This is a genomic window from Arthrobacter sp. AB6, assembly GCF_031844545.1.
Classification (GTDB): domain Bacteria; phylum Actinomycetota; class Actinomycetes; order Actinomycetales; family Micrococcaceae; genus Arthrobacter.
The window spans coordinates 39,658-53,831 of the sequence record NZ_JAUZVL010000029.1 but is presented as its reverse complement, the minus strand read 5'-3'; the positions used below and the strand labels follow the sequence as shown (position 1 = coordinate 53,831).

Genomic DNA, 14,174 nt, shown 5'->3' with positions numbered 1-14,174 from the left:
AAGTGACCGGCCCGCCGTCGTATGTACTGCTTACTTCTTGCCCTGGTTGGCGACTGCCAGGATGGCCTGTTCCGCGGCTTCCGGGTCAAGGTAGGTTCCGCCGGGCTTGATCGGCTGGAAGTTTTCGTCGAGGTCGTACACCAACGGGATGCCGGTGGGAATGTTCAGGCCGGCGATGGCTTCGTCGCTGATGCCGTCCAGGTGCTTGACCAGTGCGCGCAGCGAGTTTCCGTGGGCCGTGACCAGGACGGTCTTGCCGGCTTTGAGGTCCTCCTTGATGTCCGATTCCCAGTACGGCAGGAGGCGGACCAGGACATCCTTCAGGCACTCGGTGCGGGGAAGGGCGTCTCCGAGGTCTGCATAGCGGGGATCGTGCGCCTGGGAGAACTCGGAGTTGTCGTCCAGGGGCGGCGGCGGGGTGTCGTAGGAGCGGCGCCACTCCATGAACTGTTCCTCGCCGTACTCGGCAAGGGTCTGCGCCTTGTCCTTGCCCTGCAGCGCACCGTAGTGGCGTTCGTTCAGCCGCCAGTCGCGCTTCACCGGGATCCAGCCGCGGTCGGCCTTGTCCAGGGCGATGTTCGCGGTGTTGATGGCACGCTTCAACAGCGAGGTGTAGAGGATGTCCGGGAGAACATTATTCTCAACCAGCAACTCCCCTCCTCGTGCTGCCTCCTCGCGGCCCTGATCGTTCAGGTCAACGTCCACCCAGCCGGTGAACAGGTTCTTTGCGTTCCATTCGCTGTGGCCGTGGCGCAGCAGAATCAGCTTGTAAGTCATGATTTTCATCCTAGCCGAGCAGTGTTGCCGCCCGCCCAGCGTTACAAGCGATGCCCGGTTAGGCGTCACCTATTGGTGCAGGACCTAGTGCTGCAGGGATAAGGTTGGGCGGTGGTGCAAAAGGCTGAACGGGTAACCGCCCCGCAAATTTTGGGCAGGAATACCGGCAGGCCGGGCAGGCCGGTTGGCAACGTCACCCGCGGCACCACCAACCCCAACCGGATGCGCCGGGTGGACCGTTGGCTGACGGGACCGCAGGCCTGGCGGCTCCGGAACGCCGCGGATCCGCTGGTGGTGGACCTGGGCTACGGCGCTGCGCCGGCCACCGCCGTCGAGCTTTATGAACGGCTTTCTGCCGTCCGCCGGGATGTCCGGGTCTTTGGAATCGAAATCGAACCGGAGCGCGTCCGCGCGGCTATTCCCCTGGAGCGGCCCGGGCTCAGCTTCCGTGTGGGCGGCTTCGAACTGCCCGTGCCTGGCCAGCCGGTCCTGGTGCGCGCGTTCAACGTCCTGCGGCAGTACGAGGAAGCGGACGTGGCCGGAATCTGGCGACTGGTGCAGGACCGGCTGGCCCCCGGCGGCCTTTTCATCGATGGCACCTGCGACGAGATCGGGCGGCGGGTGACGTGGGTGGCACTGGATGCGGAGCGGCCGCTGTTCCTGAGCATCTCCGTCAGGTTCGGCAGCTTCGTCCTTCCCTCGGACGTTGCCGAAAGGCTGCCCAAGGCACTGATTCACCGCAATGTCCCGGGCGAACCGGTGCACGCGCTCTTGCAGGCCATGGACCGGGCCTGGCTTGAGTGCGCGCCGCTGGCGTCCTTCGGGAACAGGCAGCGCTGGCAAGGCATGTGCAGGAGCCTGCGGGACACGGGCTGGCCAGTCCAGGACGGGCCTTCGCGGTGGCGGCTCGGGGAGCTCACCGTGGACTGGGATGCCGTGGCACCCCTGGCCGGCGGAGGCGCCGGCTAATTCACCCCGGCTAATTCACCAGGGGCCGTAGGGCCCCGTGTTGCGGCTGCCGCCCCTGCCCGCGTCCTTAACGGCCGGCCGTACGTCCGCCAGGTAAACCGAGGCAGCAACGACGGCGGCGAGCCCGAACAGCCCAAAGGTTCCGAAGAATGCACCGCCACCACCGCTATACAACGAGAGGGCGCCGATCAGGGCCGCGCCGCCGGTCAGTGCCAGCCAGAAAGCCTTGGTCCGCTTGCCCGTGGCCTCGAACGCGTTTGCACGGTGCCGGGCACAGTCCGCCACCGCCCAGAGCTCCAGCCCCAGCGCAACCAGGGCAAGGATAAAGAACAGGGCCTTCTCAACAGGCTGGATGATAACGAGTTCAACGTCCACAAGCCCAAGCCTAGCCGTCCAGCGAGTCCAGCGCCTGCTTCACATCAGCCCAGAGATCCTCCACGTTCTCAATTCCCACACTGAGCCGCACCAGGTTCTCCGGGACGCTGGCCGGCTCAGCGGTGTGCCGCCGTCGCCGTTCAATGAGTGACTCCACACCGCCCAGCGATGTGGCGGGCAGCCACAGCTGGACTGCGGCAACCAGTTTGTCGGCTGCGTCAGCGCCGCTCATGCCCGCCGCCGGACGTACCTGGATACAGATGATGGATCCGAAGCCCTTCATCTGCGCCTTGGCGCGTTCATGGCCGGGATCCGCGGACAGGCCCGGGAACCGGACGGATTCCACCGCAGGGTGGTCGCCAAGCCGCTCGGCCAGGACCATTGCAGAAGCCTGGGACCGTTCGATCCGCAGCGCCAGCGTCCTCAGGCCGCGCAGCGCCAGCCATGCTTCGAAGGGCCCCGCAATCGCACCGTGGATAGTCCGGTGATGGAGCAGCGCGGACCGGATGTCCGGGTTGGAGGTGGCCAGGGCGCCAAGGACGACGTCGGAATGGCCCGCAAGGTACTTGGTCACCGAGTGCAGGACGACGTCGGATCCGAGCAGCAGGGGCTGCTGCACCAGGGGTGTAGAGAAAGTATTGTCCGTGACGACGATGGCCCCGACGGCGTGGGCGGCGTCGGTGAGGGCGGAGACATCCGCGATGCCGAGCATGGGGTTGGTAGGGCTTTCGAGCCACAGCATCGCCGCCGGCCGGGCCTGCGGCCCCGCAGCGGGGCTGCGGGGTGCGAGGGCCTCCCGGACCGCGCCGGTGTCCGCAATGTCTACGGTCCGGAGCTCGATGAAGCCCTTCTGGGCGAGCTCAGCGGCCATGACCAGCGACCCGGAGTAGCTGTGCGTGGGCATGACCAGCACTCCCCCGGCAGGGATCAGGGACAGTGCCGAACTGACCGCCGCGAGTCCTGACGCGTAGAGGAGGCCCGGCAGTTCTGAGCCCTCCAGCTGGCCGAGCGCCTCTTCGAAGGGGTCCCAGGTGGGATTGGAATACCGGCCGTAGCCGCGGTCGCCGTCGCCGAGTGCCCCGGTACCGAAGTATGTGGAGGAAAGGACCACAGGGTGATTCACCGGCTGGTCGCGTTCCCGCGGGGGACGCCCCGCCGCAACCACAACCGTCTCGGCTGACAGGGCCGCCGCCTGCTGTTCAGAAAGACTCATGGTGACAGCGTACTGTCCGCCGGGGACGGCCCGGAAAGCCGTTACCCGCCCGATGGCGCCCGCGGGAATCCACAGCTGAATCGGGAATTGCCGGCGGGGGTCGGTAGGCTTGGGTGGTGAGCAAACAGAGTGCCGGTCTTTTCATCGCGTTTGAGGGCGGCGACGGCGCGGGCAAGTCCACGCAGGCTGCACGCCTTGCAGAAGTCCTCGAATCCCGTGGCCTGACTGTCCTGCTGACCCGCGAGCCGGGCGGGACCCCCATCGGCGAGAAACTGCGCTCCCTTGTGCTGGACCACGGTCACGGGGAAATTGATGCGCACACGGAGGCCCTGATTTTTGCCGCCTCCCGGGCAGCGCACGCCAGCCAGGTGATCCGGCCTGCGCTTGAACGCGGCGAAATAGTCCTGACGGATCGGTACATCGACTCGTCGGTGGCATACCAGGGTGCAGGACGCGCCTTGGGCGAGGACGCGGTGCGGTCCCTCAACGAGTGGGCCACTTCCGGCCTGCAGCCCCACCTCACTGTCCTGCTGGACGTTGATCCAGCGATAGGCCGCCGCCGCCGCACGGCCGGCGAGACGGCGGAGGACCGCCTGGAGTCCGAAACTGACGAGTTCCACCTCCGGATCCGGGAGGCCTTCCTGGAACTGGCGCACCGGCGTCCGGAGTCCTACCTCGTGCTGCCTGCCCACGAATCCGTCAGCGGGCTGTCCGCCCGGATCCTGGAGCGGGTGAATACCCTCCTGGCCGAACAGGACGAAACACCGGCGGGCGCATCGCAGGCCCGGGCCACGGCGGCCGGGGGCGCCCCGTGACGGTATGGGACGACCTTCAGGGCCAGCCCGCCGTCGTCGAACAGCTGCGGCAGGCCTCCAGCGGCGAGGGACTGACGCATGCCTGGCTTTTCACCGGCCCGCCGGGTTCCGGGCGTTCCAATGCGGCCAAGGCCTTTGCCGCAGCACTGAACTGCGACCAGGAGGACGTCAGCCTGCGCGGATGCGGGCGCTGCCCCGCGTGCCTGACCATCCTGGGCGAGACCCATTCGGACGTCACTTTCGTCCGCACCGAGAAGGTCACCATCACCATTGACGAAGCCCGTGAACTGGTAGCCACTGCCGGGAACCGGCCCTCCGCGGGCCGCTGGCGGATCATCGTGGTGGAGGACGCCGACCGCATGGCCGAGCGCACCACGAACGTCCTGCTCAAGGCCATCGAGGAGCCAACTCCCCGGACTGTGTGGATGCTGTGCGCACCGTCCCCGGCCGACGTCCTGGTGACTATCCGGTCGCGCTGCCGCAGCGTGGCGTTGCGGTTGCCGCCGGCTGCGGACGTCGCCGCCCTGCTGGTCAAGCGCGACGGCGTGGATCCGGCCCTCGCGGAGCGCGCCGCGCGGGCAGCTCAAAGCCACGTGGGCATCGCCCGCCGCCTTGCCCGCGATCCTGCGGCCAGGGAACGCCGGCTGGAAACCGTGCGGTTTCCGCTTGGCTTGCGGGGCGTTACGGCTGCCGTGATGATGGCGGACAAACTAGTCAAGATCGCCACCGCGGAGGCCACCAGCTCCAACGAAGAACGGGATGCTGCCGAGAAGGCCGCCTTGCTGGCAACACTGGGCGCACCCGAGTCGGGGACGCTCCCGCCTGCCATGCGCAGCCAGGTCAAGCAGCTGGAGGAAGACCAGAAGCGCCGGGCCAAGCGGTCCATCACGGATTCCCTTGACCGGACGCTGACGGATCTCCTCTCCTTTTACCGGGATGTGCTGATTATCCAGCTCGGGAATGCCGTGGAGCTGGTGAACGTTGAGCTGAGGAGCGAATTGGAGGATTTCGCCACCCGCTCCACGCCGGAATCCACTCTTGCCCGGATGGATGCCATCAACAAAGCCCGCGAACGCATCACCACCACCAACGTTGCACCGCTGTTGACCATTGAGTCCATGGCAGCCAGCCTGATCTAGTCCTTCAAGGAGACCGATGACTGCCCGCCCCCTGCCCGCACGGCCGCGATCCGTGGCGCTTGGCGTCCGCGCCCTTGGGGCCATGGTCCTTGCCATGGTTCTGGCGTCCTGCAGCCTCCTCACCGGCGGCGGCCGCAGCGAGGAGGCTGCCACCGCCAAGGCCGACCCGTCGATCGTTGCTTCTGCTCCCGCCGGGCTGGAGAAGTTCTATTCCCAGGAGGTCGTTTGGGAACCGTGCGAGGGCGAGTTCCAGTGCGCCAAGGTGACTGTGCCCATGGACTACGGCAATCCCGACGGCGGTACAATCCAGCTCGCAGCGCTGAGGGCTTCGAGCACGGGGAAAAAGACGGGCAGCCTGCTGGTCAATCCGGGCGGTCCCGGCGCCTCCGGCTACGACTTCGTCAAGGATGCCGCTGGAACCCATTTCTCCCAGGCTGTTCGCGATTCGTTCGACGTCGTGGGCTTCGACCCGCGGGGCGTGAAGCGGTCCGCCCCCGTGAGCTGCATGACGGACGCGGAACGGGACGCAGCCAGGGCGAAGATCTACGACCTCGAAACGGATGCCGGCCTGGCTGCCGCCCTGGCGGACAACAAAGCGATCGCCACCCAGTGCGGGGAGCAAACCGGCCCGGTGCTGGGTCACATCGACACCATCAGCTCCGCGAAGGACCTGGACGTCCTCCGGGCCGTGGTCAATGATGCGAAGCTCAACTACCTCGGCTACTCCTACGGCACCTTCCTGGGGTCCACGTACGCTTCGCTCTTCCCTGACAATGTTGGCCGGATGGTCCTCGACGGTGCCCTGGATCCGTCCATCAGCAATGAGGAACTGACCAGCGGCCAGGCCCGCGCCTTCGAAAGGGCCATTCGGGCATATGTAGCCAGCTGCCAAGGCCAGGACGGATGCCCGCTGAGCGGGGATGTGGAGGCGGGCGTCCAGCAGATCCGCGACCTGATTGCCGCCGTCCAGCAGACTCCGCGCACGGCAAAGGACGGCCGTGTAGTCAATGCCACCACGTTCGTCAGCGGCCTCATCACGCCGCTGTACAACGACCAGAGCTGGCCCGCCCTGACGCAGGCGTTGGAAGCGGCAATGACCGGGGACGTAAGCCTTATGCTGCGGCTCGCGGACCTCGGCGCAGACCGCTCATCCGACGGAACGTACACATCCAATTCGACCTTTGCGTTCAACGCCATCAACTGCCTTGATTACCCCATGGTGTCCGACACTGCCGGGATGCGCGCCGAACAGCAGCGCCTGATGCAGGACTCCCCCACCTTCGGGTATTTCTTTGCCTATGGCGGCACCAACTGCGTCGACTGGCCGTACCCGAACGTGCGCACCCCCGCCCCGGTGGAATACGACGGCGGGTCCACCATCGTGGTGATCGGCACCACCGGTGACCCTGCCACGCCGGTGGAATGGGCGTCATCGCTGCGCAAGCAGTTGGGCAATGCGGCACTTATGACCTGGAAAGGCGAAGGTCACACCGCCTACGGCCGGTCCAACGGCTGCATCGAGGATGCGGTTGACGCCTACCTTGTCAGCGGAAAGATTCCCACGGACAACACGGTGTGCTGAAGGCCTCCGACTGTACCCGGGCGCCCATTTTGACCCGGGCGCGGGGACTCTATTACAGTTGACTCTTGCATGAGGCGCCCGGTTCCGCCGGAGGTTCATGCGGTGCTTCCTTAGCTCAGTCGGTAGAGCGTTTCACTCGTAATGAAAAGGTCATCAGTTCGATTCTGATAGGAAGCTCGGGATAAACCCCGGACAGCCCCTAAATCTAGGGGTTTCCGGGGTTTTTCGCTGGTTAACGCCCGTCCACCGCATAGGGCCGGGCCACACTTTGTCTCCGGTCGTCGTCATTGAGCTTCGGACATTACAGGACCTGCATCGGCACGAACCCGTGCCCCAGTCTCTATCGGCGCTGGGAGGCAGGGAAAGAGCTTACCTGGGACGATGTCGAGGCCATCCATTCGGAGTTGGATTCGAAATGAAGGCGACCGTCCCTGGCAGCAGGCATCTAACCTCCATGGGTCTATGGCTGCCGCCCTCCTATATTCGTGGCCGCTGAGGCTTTACAGCTGGCAGGCCTACGCCTCATCCTGTTGTGAAGGCTCAAGTAGCGGGGCCTCGGACAGGAGACCGGCATGGCTGATTCCACAGGCTTCCTCGGCCGCGCATTCCATCGAAACACCGCCGCAGCCCCGTCCCTGGCCGACTTACTGCCAGCATCCGGCCCGGAGTTGCGAATGCGGTTCGAACCCCGTTTGGCCGAGCTCGTGGGTACTGTCGTGGCCACACTCCGCGTCGCCGGAAGGACGCCCGTACCGGTCCACGATTCGAATGGACGGCAGTGGGCTCCCGCCTACATTCTGGGCAGGCTGGAGCAAGATCACGCCTCAACCGGTGCCGCTTCCGACACGGCGGTGGCTGAGGTGGTGGTGGACGGCTCCGGCCGCATGGTCCGCAACCACACGGTGCAGGTCATCCGCGGCGCACACCGACTGACGCCCATTAGCTGCCCGAGCCTGGCCGACCGCTACGAAGAGCTCATCCTCGCCGTCAAAATGGGAGAAGAACCCCGTGGCGACGCAATGGTTCTGACACGGCACGGGGACCTGCTGATTGTCGGCCCCGGGCAGGCGCCTATAACATTGTCCGATTACCTGAACGACCTCTGCCGTTCGGCTGTCGGGCGCGCTGTAGCTCTCTAACTCTTAATCCTCTTGACACCTGCCGTTGTCTGTCCTGCCATCCCGGGCGCCTACGTTTGAACGCGCCCGGCCACCGGGCATCCCCATCACGCACCTGGAGCAGACATGAAGATGAAGCGCGTCCTGGCCATCGCAGCCGTCGCCGCCGCCGCCCTGACAGCCGGAACCTCCGCTGTTGCCACCAACGGCCAAACACCGAATGGCCTCACGGCAGAAGCGGAAGCCTTCACCAAGGTTGACCGCAACACCCAGTGGAACCAGGTCCAGAAGCTCAAACTGGACTTCCCGACCTTCCACACGCAGGGCATGTCGCTGGTGGGAGACAAGATCTTCCTCAGCAGCGTCGAGATCATCGAACCGAGCGTGCGCTACCCGTCACCCGTGGACGGCTACGACCGCAGCGCCGGCGAGGGCCGCGGCCACGTCTTCGTCATCGACCGGCAGGGCAAGCTGCTGAAGGACATCGTCCTGGGCGAAGGCGACATCTACCATCCGGGCGGCACGGATTTCGACGGCGAAAACGTCTGGGTGCCGGTGGCCGAGTACCGGCCCAACAGCAGCTCCATCGTCTACACCATCAACCCCGACACCTACGAGGTCACGGAGCAGTTCCGCCAGGCGGACCACGTGGGCGGCGTCGTCGCCGACCGCAAGACCAAGCGGATCAGCGGCGTCAGCTGGGGTTCCCGCAAGCTGTTCACCTGGAACGGCCAGGGCGCGCTCCTGGGGACGCAGGCCAACCCCAGCCACTTCATCGACTACCAGGACTGCGAATACGCAGGAGCCGGGCACCAGCTCTGCTCGGGTGTCACCAACCTCAAGACCGCCGACGGGAAGCCGTTCCAGTTGGGCGGCCTCGCCCTGACCGACCTCGCAACGGGTGAAGTCGTCCACGAGGTGCCCTCCCAGCTGTTCTCCACCGCCGGGCACTCGATGACCCGCAACCCGGTGGCCCTCGAGTCCGACGGCGGCGTGCTGCGCATGTTCGCTGCCCCGGACGACGGCGAAGAAATCGCCGGTACAGAGCTGTTCGTGTTCGAAGCCCGCCCCTAAGCCGGCACTAATCCGTGGCCGCGGGAGGGATCGGGATTCCGGTCCCTCCCGCGGCACATCCTGGGCAGTAATCCCCGCCGATGGTGGCCGGGCAGGGCTACACTGGCCGGATAACGACGGAGTGGGGGAACCAGGGCGGCGCTGCCGTTCTTTCCGCTGGTCGGTCGGAGCCAGCGAACGCGAGGAATCCCGTGACCTTCTTCCAGGACTTTCCCATCCCGGCGTCCGGCCCCAGGCGCCCCGCCACGAGGTTTGTGCCGCCTCCTTGCCGGTTGCGGCAGGCCGCGACGGGCGTCCAGTGTTTCTGGCCGGAAGACTAGCCAGACCTGGCAAGCCGCTACGAAACCCGCACTGCGCCTGGCGTGCCGTCTTCGACCTCAAACACCGCATGCGTGTACTGTCCTGCGCTCCGTGTGCCCACTGCGGTGGCCATCCGAAGCTCCGTACGCCAACGCTCAGGAGTGACCTGGCAACGGACGTAGCCGCGCCGGTCGCCGTCGAAGAATTTAATGTGCGGGTTGAACCCGATCATGGGCTCGTAGTAGGGCCCGTAAACTGGCACGTCACCGTTAGAGCTGATGGAGGTCCCGACGAACTCGGTGGCCACCACCGGCGAATCGGGCCGGTCGAAGTCCAGGTGGACATCGTTGACGAAGGTGGAGTGCCAGTCGCCGGTGACGAACACGGCGTTGCGCACCGCAGGCCCCGCGATAACATCCAGCAGCCTTTGGCGCGCCGCCGGGAAGCCGTCCCAGGCGTCGTGCCACAGCAGCTCGCCAGCGGCACCGTCGTGGTCCAGGCGGGACACCATGACGTTGTTCCCCAGGATGTTCCACCGTACGTCCGAGTCGCGCAGGCCGGCGTAGAGCCACTGCTCCTGTTCCGGGCCGAGCATGCTGATTGAGGGGTCGTAGGCCGCTTCGCATGCCTGGGCTTCGCCCCAGCCGCAGGGCGGGGCGTCACGGTACTGTCGCCCATCCAGGACGTCCAACTGAGCAAGGCGGCCATAGCGCAACCGCCGGTAAAGCTGCATGCCCGTGTCCTGGGGCAGCGACCGTGCCCGCAAGGGCTGGTGCTCGTAGTACGCCATGTAGGCCGCGGCCCGCACTGCGGTAAAGGCCTGGGTCTGGCCCTCCCAGCCTCCGGCATAGTCATTCTGGACCTCGTGGTCATCCCAGGTCACGATGAACGGGAACCGGGCGTGGGCAGCCTGCAGGTCGGGATCCGACTTGTAGAGGGCGTAGCGGGCCCGCCACTGCTCAAGCGTTTGCGGGGCCGGCTGCGCGGCGGCAGGCACTGGTGTGCGGCGCAGGCCGCCGTCCGCGGAGATCTCGTACTCGTAGACATAGTCACCCAGGTGCACCACGAAGTCGAGTTCCTCTGCCGCCATGTGGCGGTAGGAGGGGAAGAAGCCGTCATCCCACTTCTGGCAGGAGGCGAAGGCAAAATCCAGCTGCCTGACATCCGCCCCCGGGGCGGGCAAGGTTTTGGTCCGGCCTACCGGGGACCAGTGGTTGCGGAACTTGAACTCGTAGAAGTACTCGCTGTCCGGTTCCAGGCCCTCCACTTCCACGTGGACCGAGTGCCCCAACTGCGCGGGAGCATGTGCGCTGCCGCCCTGGACAACATTGCGCATCCCGGCGTCGGTGGCTACACGCCACTCCACGACGGGGTGGCCGGGGGGCATGCCGCCGTTCGGCTCGAACGGTTTCGGGGCAAGGCGGGTCCACAGCACCACGCCGGAAGGCGTGGGATCGCCGGATGCAACGCCAAGCGTGAAGGGGTCATCCTTGCTCCGCGCGGGCGTCGTGGCAGCGTCCGCCTTGGTGGCCGGGGCGGCGGCCAGCGCGGCAGCGGCGGAGACACCGGCCACGCCGGAGAGGAAGAGGCGGCGGTCTATAAGGCGGGAGTTTCCAGGCAGGATCAAGGGCATGCTGCCAGCGTCCCCTTGAGCCTTGAACAGGACGCCTCCCGCCGGGAACTCCGAGGGAACCCGCCGGTAAACAAGCGATGAAGGGGTGCGGCAGCTGCCAGCGGAAACTAGCCGTGAACACTCCGCCACAACCTGCTGAACTCCGGCGTGTGGCTTCGTCCTCCAGCTAGGCGCCTGGCTAGGGTCGCAGCATGCAATCCCCACACAAACTCCCCGTCAAGGCTGCCGTCACCGCCCTGGTCCTCGGGCTTCCCGCAGCGTTCCTCACCACCGCCGGCCCTTCCGCAGCTACCCCGGCCCTCCCGTCAGGGGACGCCCAGGCCCTTCCCGCCGTCGAACTTAACCTCGGCGCCCAGGACCTGCCCGAAGCGCGCGACGTGACGGAACTGGCGCCCGGCCTGACCCGCACGTCGATTAGCCGCGGAACCCCCAACCCTTCCCTTTTTTGGACGGCTGAAGTGGCCATCCCGGCGAATTCACCCGACCCGGACGCCCCGTCGTCGGCCCTGTCCGGTGAGGCACAAGCCCAGTCCGTCGCCAACGCACTCATCGCAGCCGGCGTGGCAGCCAGGGTGGAGAAGGTGCGGTCCCCGCAGTTCGCCGGTGCCGGCGGTGATTTGGGTTACCGGGTGCGCGCCGGCCAGTTCGCCACGAAGGACGACGGCGCTTCCACCGTTGCGCGGATCAAGGCGGCAGGCTATTCATCGTCCGTGCTTTACACAGGATGGGACGGTGACGCCGGGAGCATTGACCAGTCAAGGGGCCAGTGGAAGCTGGAAGTCCTGACCATTGACCCGAAGGAGTTCACAGGCGAGCTGGCTTCAACATACGGCCCCGACCTGGTCAACCGGGAAACCACCAGCCAACTGGCGGCTGCCGATGGTGCTCTCGCCGGCATCAACGGGGGCTACTTCGTCCTGGACCCAAAGGCCGGCGCCCCCGGCGATCCCGCAGGAACAGCCGTGTTCAACGGCGAGGTCCTCAGCGAACCGGTCGGTGACCGGCCCTCGCTGGTGATCGACGGCAAGAAGAACGAGTCCAGCATCCAGCGGTTGGGCTGGCGGGGCACCGTGGCCGCGGTGGGCGGCGGCCCGGAGAACAACGACGGCGGCAAGGCCGCCAAGGATGCACAGCTGGCCCTGGACGGCATCAACCGTGTCCCGGGGCTCATCCGGAACTGCGGCGGAACGGGCGATGCTCCCACCGTCCTCCCGCTGCACGACTACACCTGCACGGACCCTGACGAGGTCATTGCCTTCACCGCGGACTTCGGCCCGTCCACACCGTCCGGGCCGGGGCTGGAAGTGGTGCTGGACGGCCAGGGCACAGTCACCTCGGTCAACACTTCCCGGGGCACGGCCGTGCCGGCCGGGGGACGAACGCTGCAGGCCACGGGTGCCGACGCTGCCACGCTGGGCAGCTTGGCAACGGTGGGCGCCCGCCTGGACGTCGATGCGGACCTCATCAGCGAGGACGGCAAACCCCTGAAGACCAATACGTCCACGGACGTGGTCAACGGCGGCCCGGTCCTGGTGTCCGGCGGCGCCGAAAATGTCACGGTGAAGCGGGACGGAATGGTGCGCACCGGGGACAATAACAGCTTCTACTACGGCTGGGTGCACAAGCGTAACCCGCGCACCATCGCCGGCGTTGACGGCCAGGGCCGCACGCTCCTGGTCACCGCCGACGGACGCCAGACGGCATCCCTTGGGCTGAGCATCAAAGAGGCGGCAGACGTTGCCACGTCACTGGGCATGGTGGAGGCCATCAACCTCGACGGCGGCGGATCCACCACCATGGCCGTGGGAGGGAAGGTCGTCAACAGCTCCTCCGACGCATCGGGCGAACGTCCCGTAGGCGACGCAATCCTCGTCCTCCCCCGCCGCAAGGACTGAACGCCGGCTGCGGGTGTGGCAGCCCGCGGGGCGTGCACCCGCGGCAGCCGCGGCACCTAAGATGGCGTGCATGGAAGACGAGGCCCTGGCTGGGATCGCGAGCGGGCTTTACGCCAGGCCGCTGGAAGACTTCGTGGCAGCACGCACGGCTGCGGCCAAGGAGGCTGCCGGGTCGGACAAGGACCTTGGAGCAGCAGTGCGCACCCTGCCCAAGCCGTCAGCCGCCGCGTGGGCCGTCAACATGCTGGCCCTGCACCAGCCCGGTGTCCTCGCGGAGCTGGCGGACCTTGGTGGCAGGATGCGCGAGGCACAGTCGTCCCTGGACGCCGGGGCGCTGCGGGAGCTGGGCCGTGAGCGCCGCGTCCTGCTCGCTGCCGCCGTCGAGACCGCCCGCGCTGTTGCCAGGGAGCAGGGCCGGGGCATCAGCGATGCCATGGCGGGCGACGTCGAAGAGACCCTTCGGGCCCTGACGGCCGATGAAGGGGCAGCGGCCGCCGTGCGGAGCGGGCGCCTCCTGAAGGCGTTGTCCGCCGACGGAATGAACACCGTGGACCTGGAGGGGCTTGTTGCCGTTCCCTCCGCGCTGCCGCCGGCTGCGATAGCTCCGCCTCCTGGGCCAGCAGCCACAGTAAGCAGGAAAACACGCACGACGACGGCAGGCACCGCCCGTGCCAGGCCGGACAGGCCGCGGCTAGAGGCAGTCCGCCAGGCCCCGCGTCCAGCGTCACCGCCTGCATTGGAGAAAGCCAAAGCCGCCCTGGCGGAAGCGCAGGCCGCCGAGGCTGAGGCGGCCCGGGCTGCCCGCGAACTGCAGGACCAGGCGGACCAGGCACGGACCGGGATCGCGGAACTCATTCAGGAGGCAGCTGAGCTCCGTGCCCGGCTCAAGGGCGTTGAAGAGCGGCTGGAGCGCTCCCGGAAAGTGCTGGCGGCCACCACTGCGGAGGCCAAGCAGGCGGTGCGTGCCGCGGAGAAAGCCGAGCGGACGGCGATGCTCGCGCAGGAGCGGGTCCTCCGGCTGGGCAACACGCGGGGCTGATTCCAAAGAATGTCAGACCCCGGTTGCAGACTGGATTCATGGAAAACCAACTGGTACAGGAATTTCACGTCACGTACTTCGACGCCGACTGCGGCCGTGCCCGGGCAGAGGTTTTTGACACCCTGGCCGAGGCGGAACGTTTCGCCAGCCGGCACTGCCGCGAAGAGGACGGCTGGGCCGTCGTTGACGCAGTGGCAGTCGAGCACGTCCGCACTGCCGCCTGACATGTTCCAGCTCCCTGCCGA

The 14,174-nt window shown here is 66.8% G+C and carries 13 protein-coding genes and 1 tRNA gene; 10 read left to right on the top strand and 4 right to left on the bottom strand.

Going from position 1 to position 14,174, the window contains the following annotated elements; translation table 11 throughout:
• Positions 1-30: 30 nt before the first annotated feature.
• The gene (locus tag Q9R30_RS17715; protein ID WP_104996822.1) at positions 31-777 is read right to left on the bottom strand and encodes a phosphoglyceromutase; all 747 of its coding nucleotides are present in this window, start codon (positions 775-777) and stop codon (positions 31-33) included.
• A 111-nt stretch (positions 778-888) separates the two neighbouring features.
• On the opposite strand from Q9R30_RS17715, the gene Q9R30_RS17710 reads away from it, so the two are divergent.
• Positions 889-1,746, top strand: coding sequence for a class I SAM-dependent methyltransferase (locus tag Q9R30_RS17710; RefSeq protein WP_199775321.1), 858 nt, complete (start codon positions 889-891; stop codon positions 1,744-1,746).
• Positions 1,747-1,761: 15 nt separating this feature from the next.
• On the opposite strand, the gene Q9R30_RS17705 is transcribed toward Q9R30_RS17710, so the two are convergent.
• Together Q9R30_RS17705 and Q9R30_RS17700 are read right to left on the bottom strand one after the other, a co-directional pair.
• The gene (locus tag Q9R30_RS17705; RefSeq protein ID WP_104996821.1) at positions 1,762-2,121 is read right to left on the bottom strand and encodes a DUF2516 family protein; all 360 of its coding nucleotides are present in this window, start codon (positions 2,119-2,121) and stop codon (positions 1,762-1,764) included.
• A gap of 10 nt (positions 2,122-2,131) precedes the next feature.
• On the bottom strand, positions 2,132-3,334 hold the full coding sequence (locus tag Q9R30_RS17700) for an aminotransferase class I/II-fold pyridoxal phosphate-dependent enzyme (RefSeq protein ID WP_311218405.1): 1,203 nt from the start codon (positions 3,332-3,334) through the stop codon (positions 2,132-2,134).
• A 116-nt stretch (positions 3,335-3,450) separates the two neighbouring features.
• Here Q9R30_RS17700 and tmk point away from each other — a divergent pair, with 116 nt between their 5' ends.
• From tmk to Q9R30_RS17670, 6 genes are all read left to right on the top strand, one after another.
• The gene (tmk, locus tag Q9R30_RS17695; RefSeq protein ID WP_311218404.1) at positions 3,451-4,149 is read left to right on the top strand and encodes a dTMP kinase; all 699 of its coding nucleotides are present in this window, start codon (positions 3,451-3,453) and stop codon (positions 4,147-4,149) included.
• Complete coding sequence (locus Q9R30_RS17690; RefSeq protein WP_104996818.1) at positions 4,146-5,288, top strand: DNA polymerase III subunit delta'; 1,143 nt, start codon at positions 4,146-4,148, stop codon at positions 5,286-5,288. Before tmk ends, Q9R30_RS17690 begins: the two co-directional genes overlap by 4 nt.
• A 16-nt stretch (positions 5,289-5,304) precedes the next feature.
• Positions 5,305-6,870 carry an alpha/beta hydrolase gene (locus Q9R30_RS17685; RefSeq protein WP_311218403.1) on the top strand — a complete coding sequence of 522 codons (1,566 nt, stop codon included), beginning with the start codon at positions 5,305-5,307 and terminating at the stop codon, positions 6,868-6,870.
• 104 nt (positions 6,871-6,974) lie between these two features.
• Positions 6,975-7,047, top strand: a tRNA-Thr gene (locus Q9R30_RS17680).
• A gap of 395 nt (positions 7,048-7,442) precedes the next feature.
• On the top strand, positions 7,443-8,009 hold the full coding sequence (locus Q9R30_RS17675; RefSeq protein WP_311218402.1) for a hypothetical protein: 567 nt from the start codon (positions 7,443-7,445) through the stop codon (positions 8,007-8,009).
• A gap of 105 nt (positions 8,010-8,114) precedes the next feature.
• Positions 8,115-9,062 carry a DUF6454 family protein gene (locus tag Q9R30_RS17670; RefSeq protein ID WP_311218401.1) on the top strand — a complete coding sequence of 316 codons (948 nt, stop codon included), beginning with the start codon at positions 8,115-8,117 and terminating at the stop codon, positions 9,060-9,062.
• Positions 9,063-9,399: 337 nt separating this feature from the next.
• On the opposite strand, the gene Q9R30_RS17665 is transcribed toward Q9R30_RS17670, so the two are convergent.
• Positions 9,400-10,995: an alkaline phosphatase D family protein gene (locus Q9R30_RS17665; protein ID WP_311218400.1), complete on the bottom strand. Its 1,596-nt coding sequence runs from the start codon at positions 10,993-10,995 to the stop codon at positions 9,400-9,402.
• 191 nt (positions 10,996-11,186) lie between these two features.
• Here Q9R30_RS17665 and Q9R30_RS17660 point away from each other — a divergent pair, with 191 nt between their 5' ends.
• The 3 genes from Q9R30_RS17660 (at position 11,187) to Q9R30_RS17650 (ending at position 14,153) form a co-directional block, all read left to right on the top strand.
• Entirely contained in the window at positions 11,187-12,890 is a 1,704-nt protein-coding gene (locus Q9R30_RS17660) for a phosphodiester glycosidase family protein (RefSeq protein WP_311218399.1), read from the top strand.
• Between the two features lie 70 nt (positions 12,891-12,960).
• Positions 12,961-13,929: a hypothetical protein gene (locus tag Q9R30_RS17655; RefSeq protein ID WP_311218398.1), complete on the top strand. Its 969-nt coding sequence runs from the start codon at positions 12,961-12,963 to the stop codon at positions 13,927-13,929.
• Between the two features lie 38 nt (positions 13,930-13,967).
• Complete coding sequence (locus Q9R30_RS17650) at positions 13,968-14,153, top strand: hypothetical protein (RefSeq protein ID WP_104996811.1); 186 nt, start codon at positions 13,968-13,970, stop codon at positions 14,151-14,153.
• Positions 14,154-14,174: the final 21 nt, after the last annotated feature.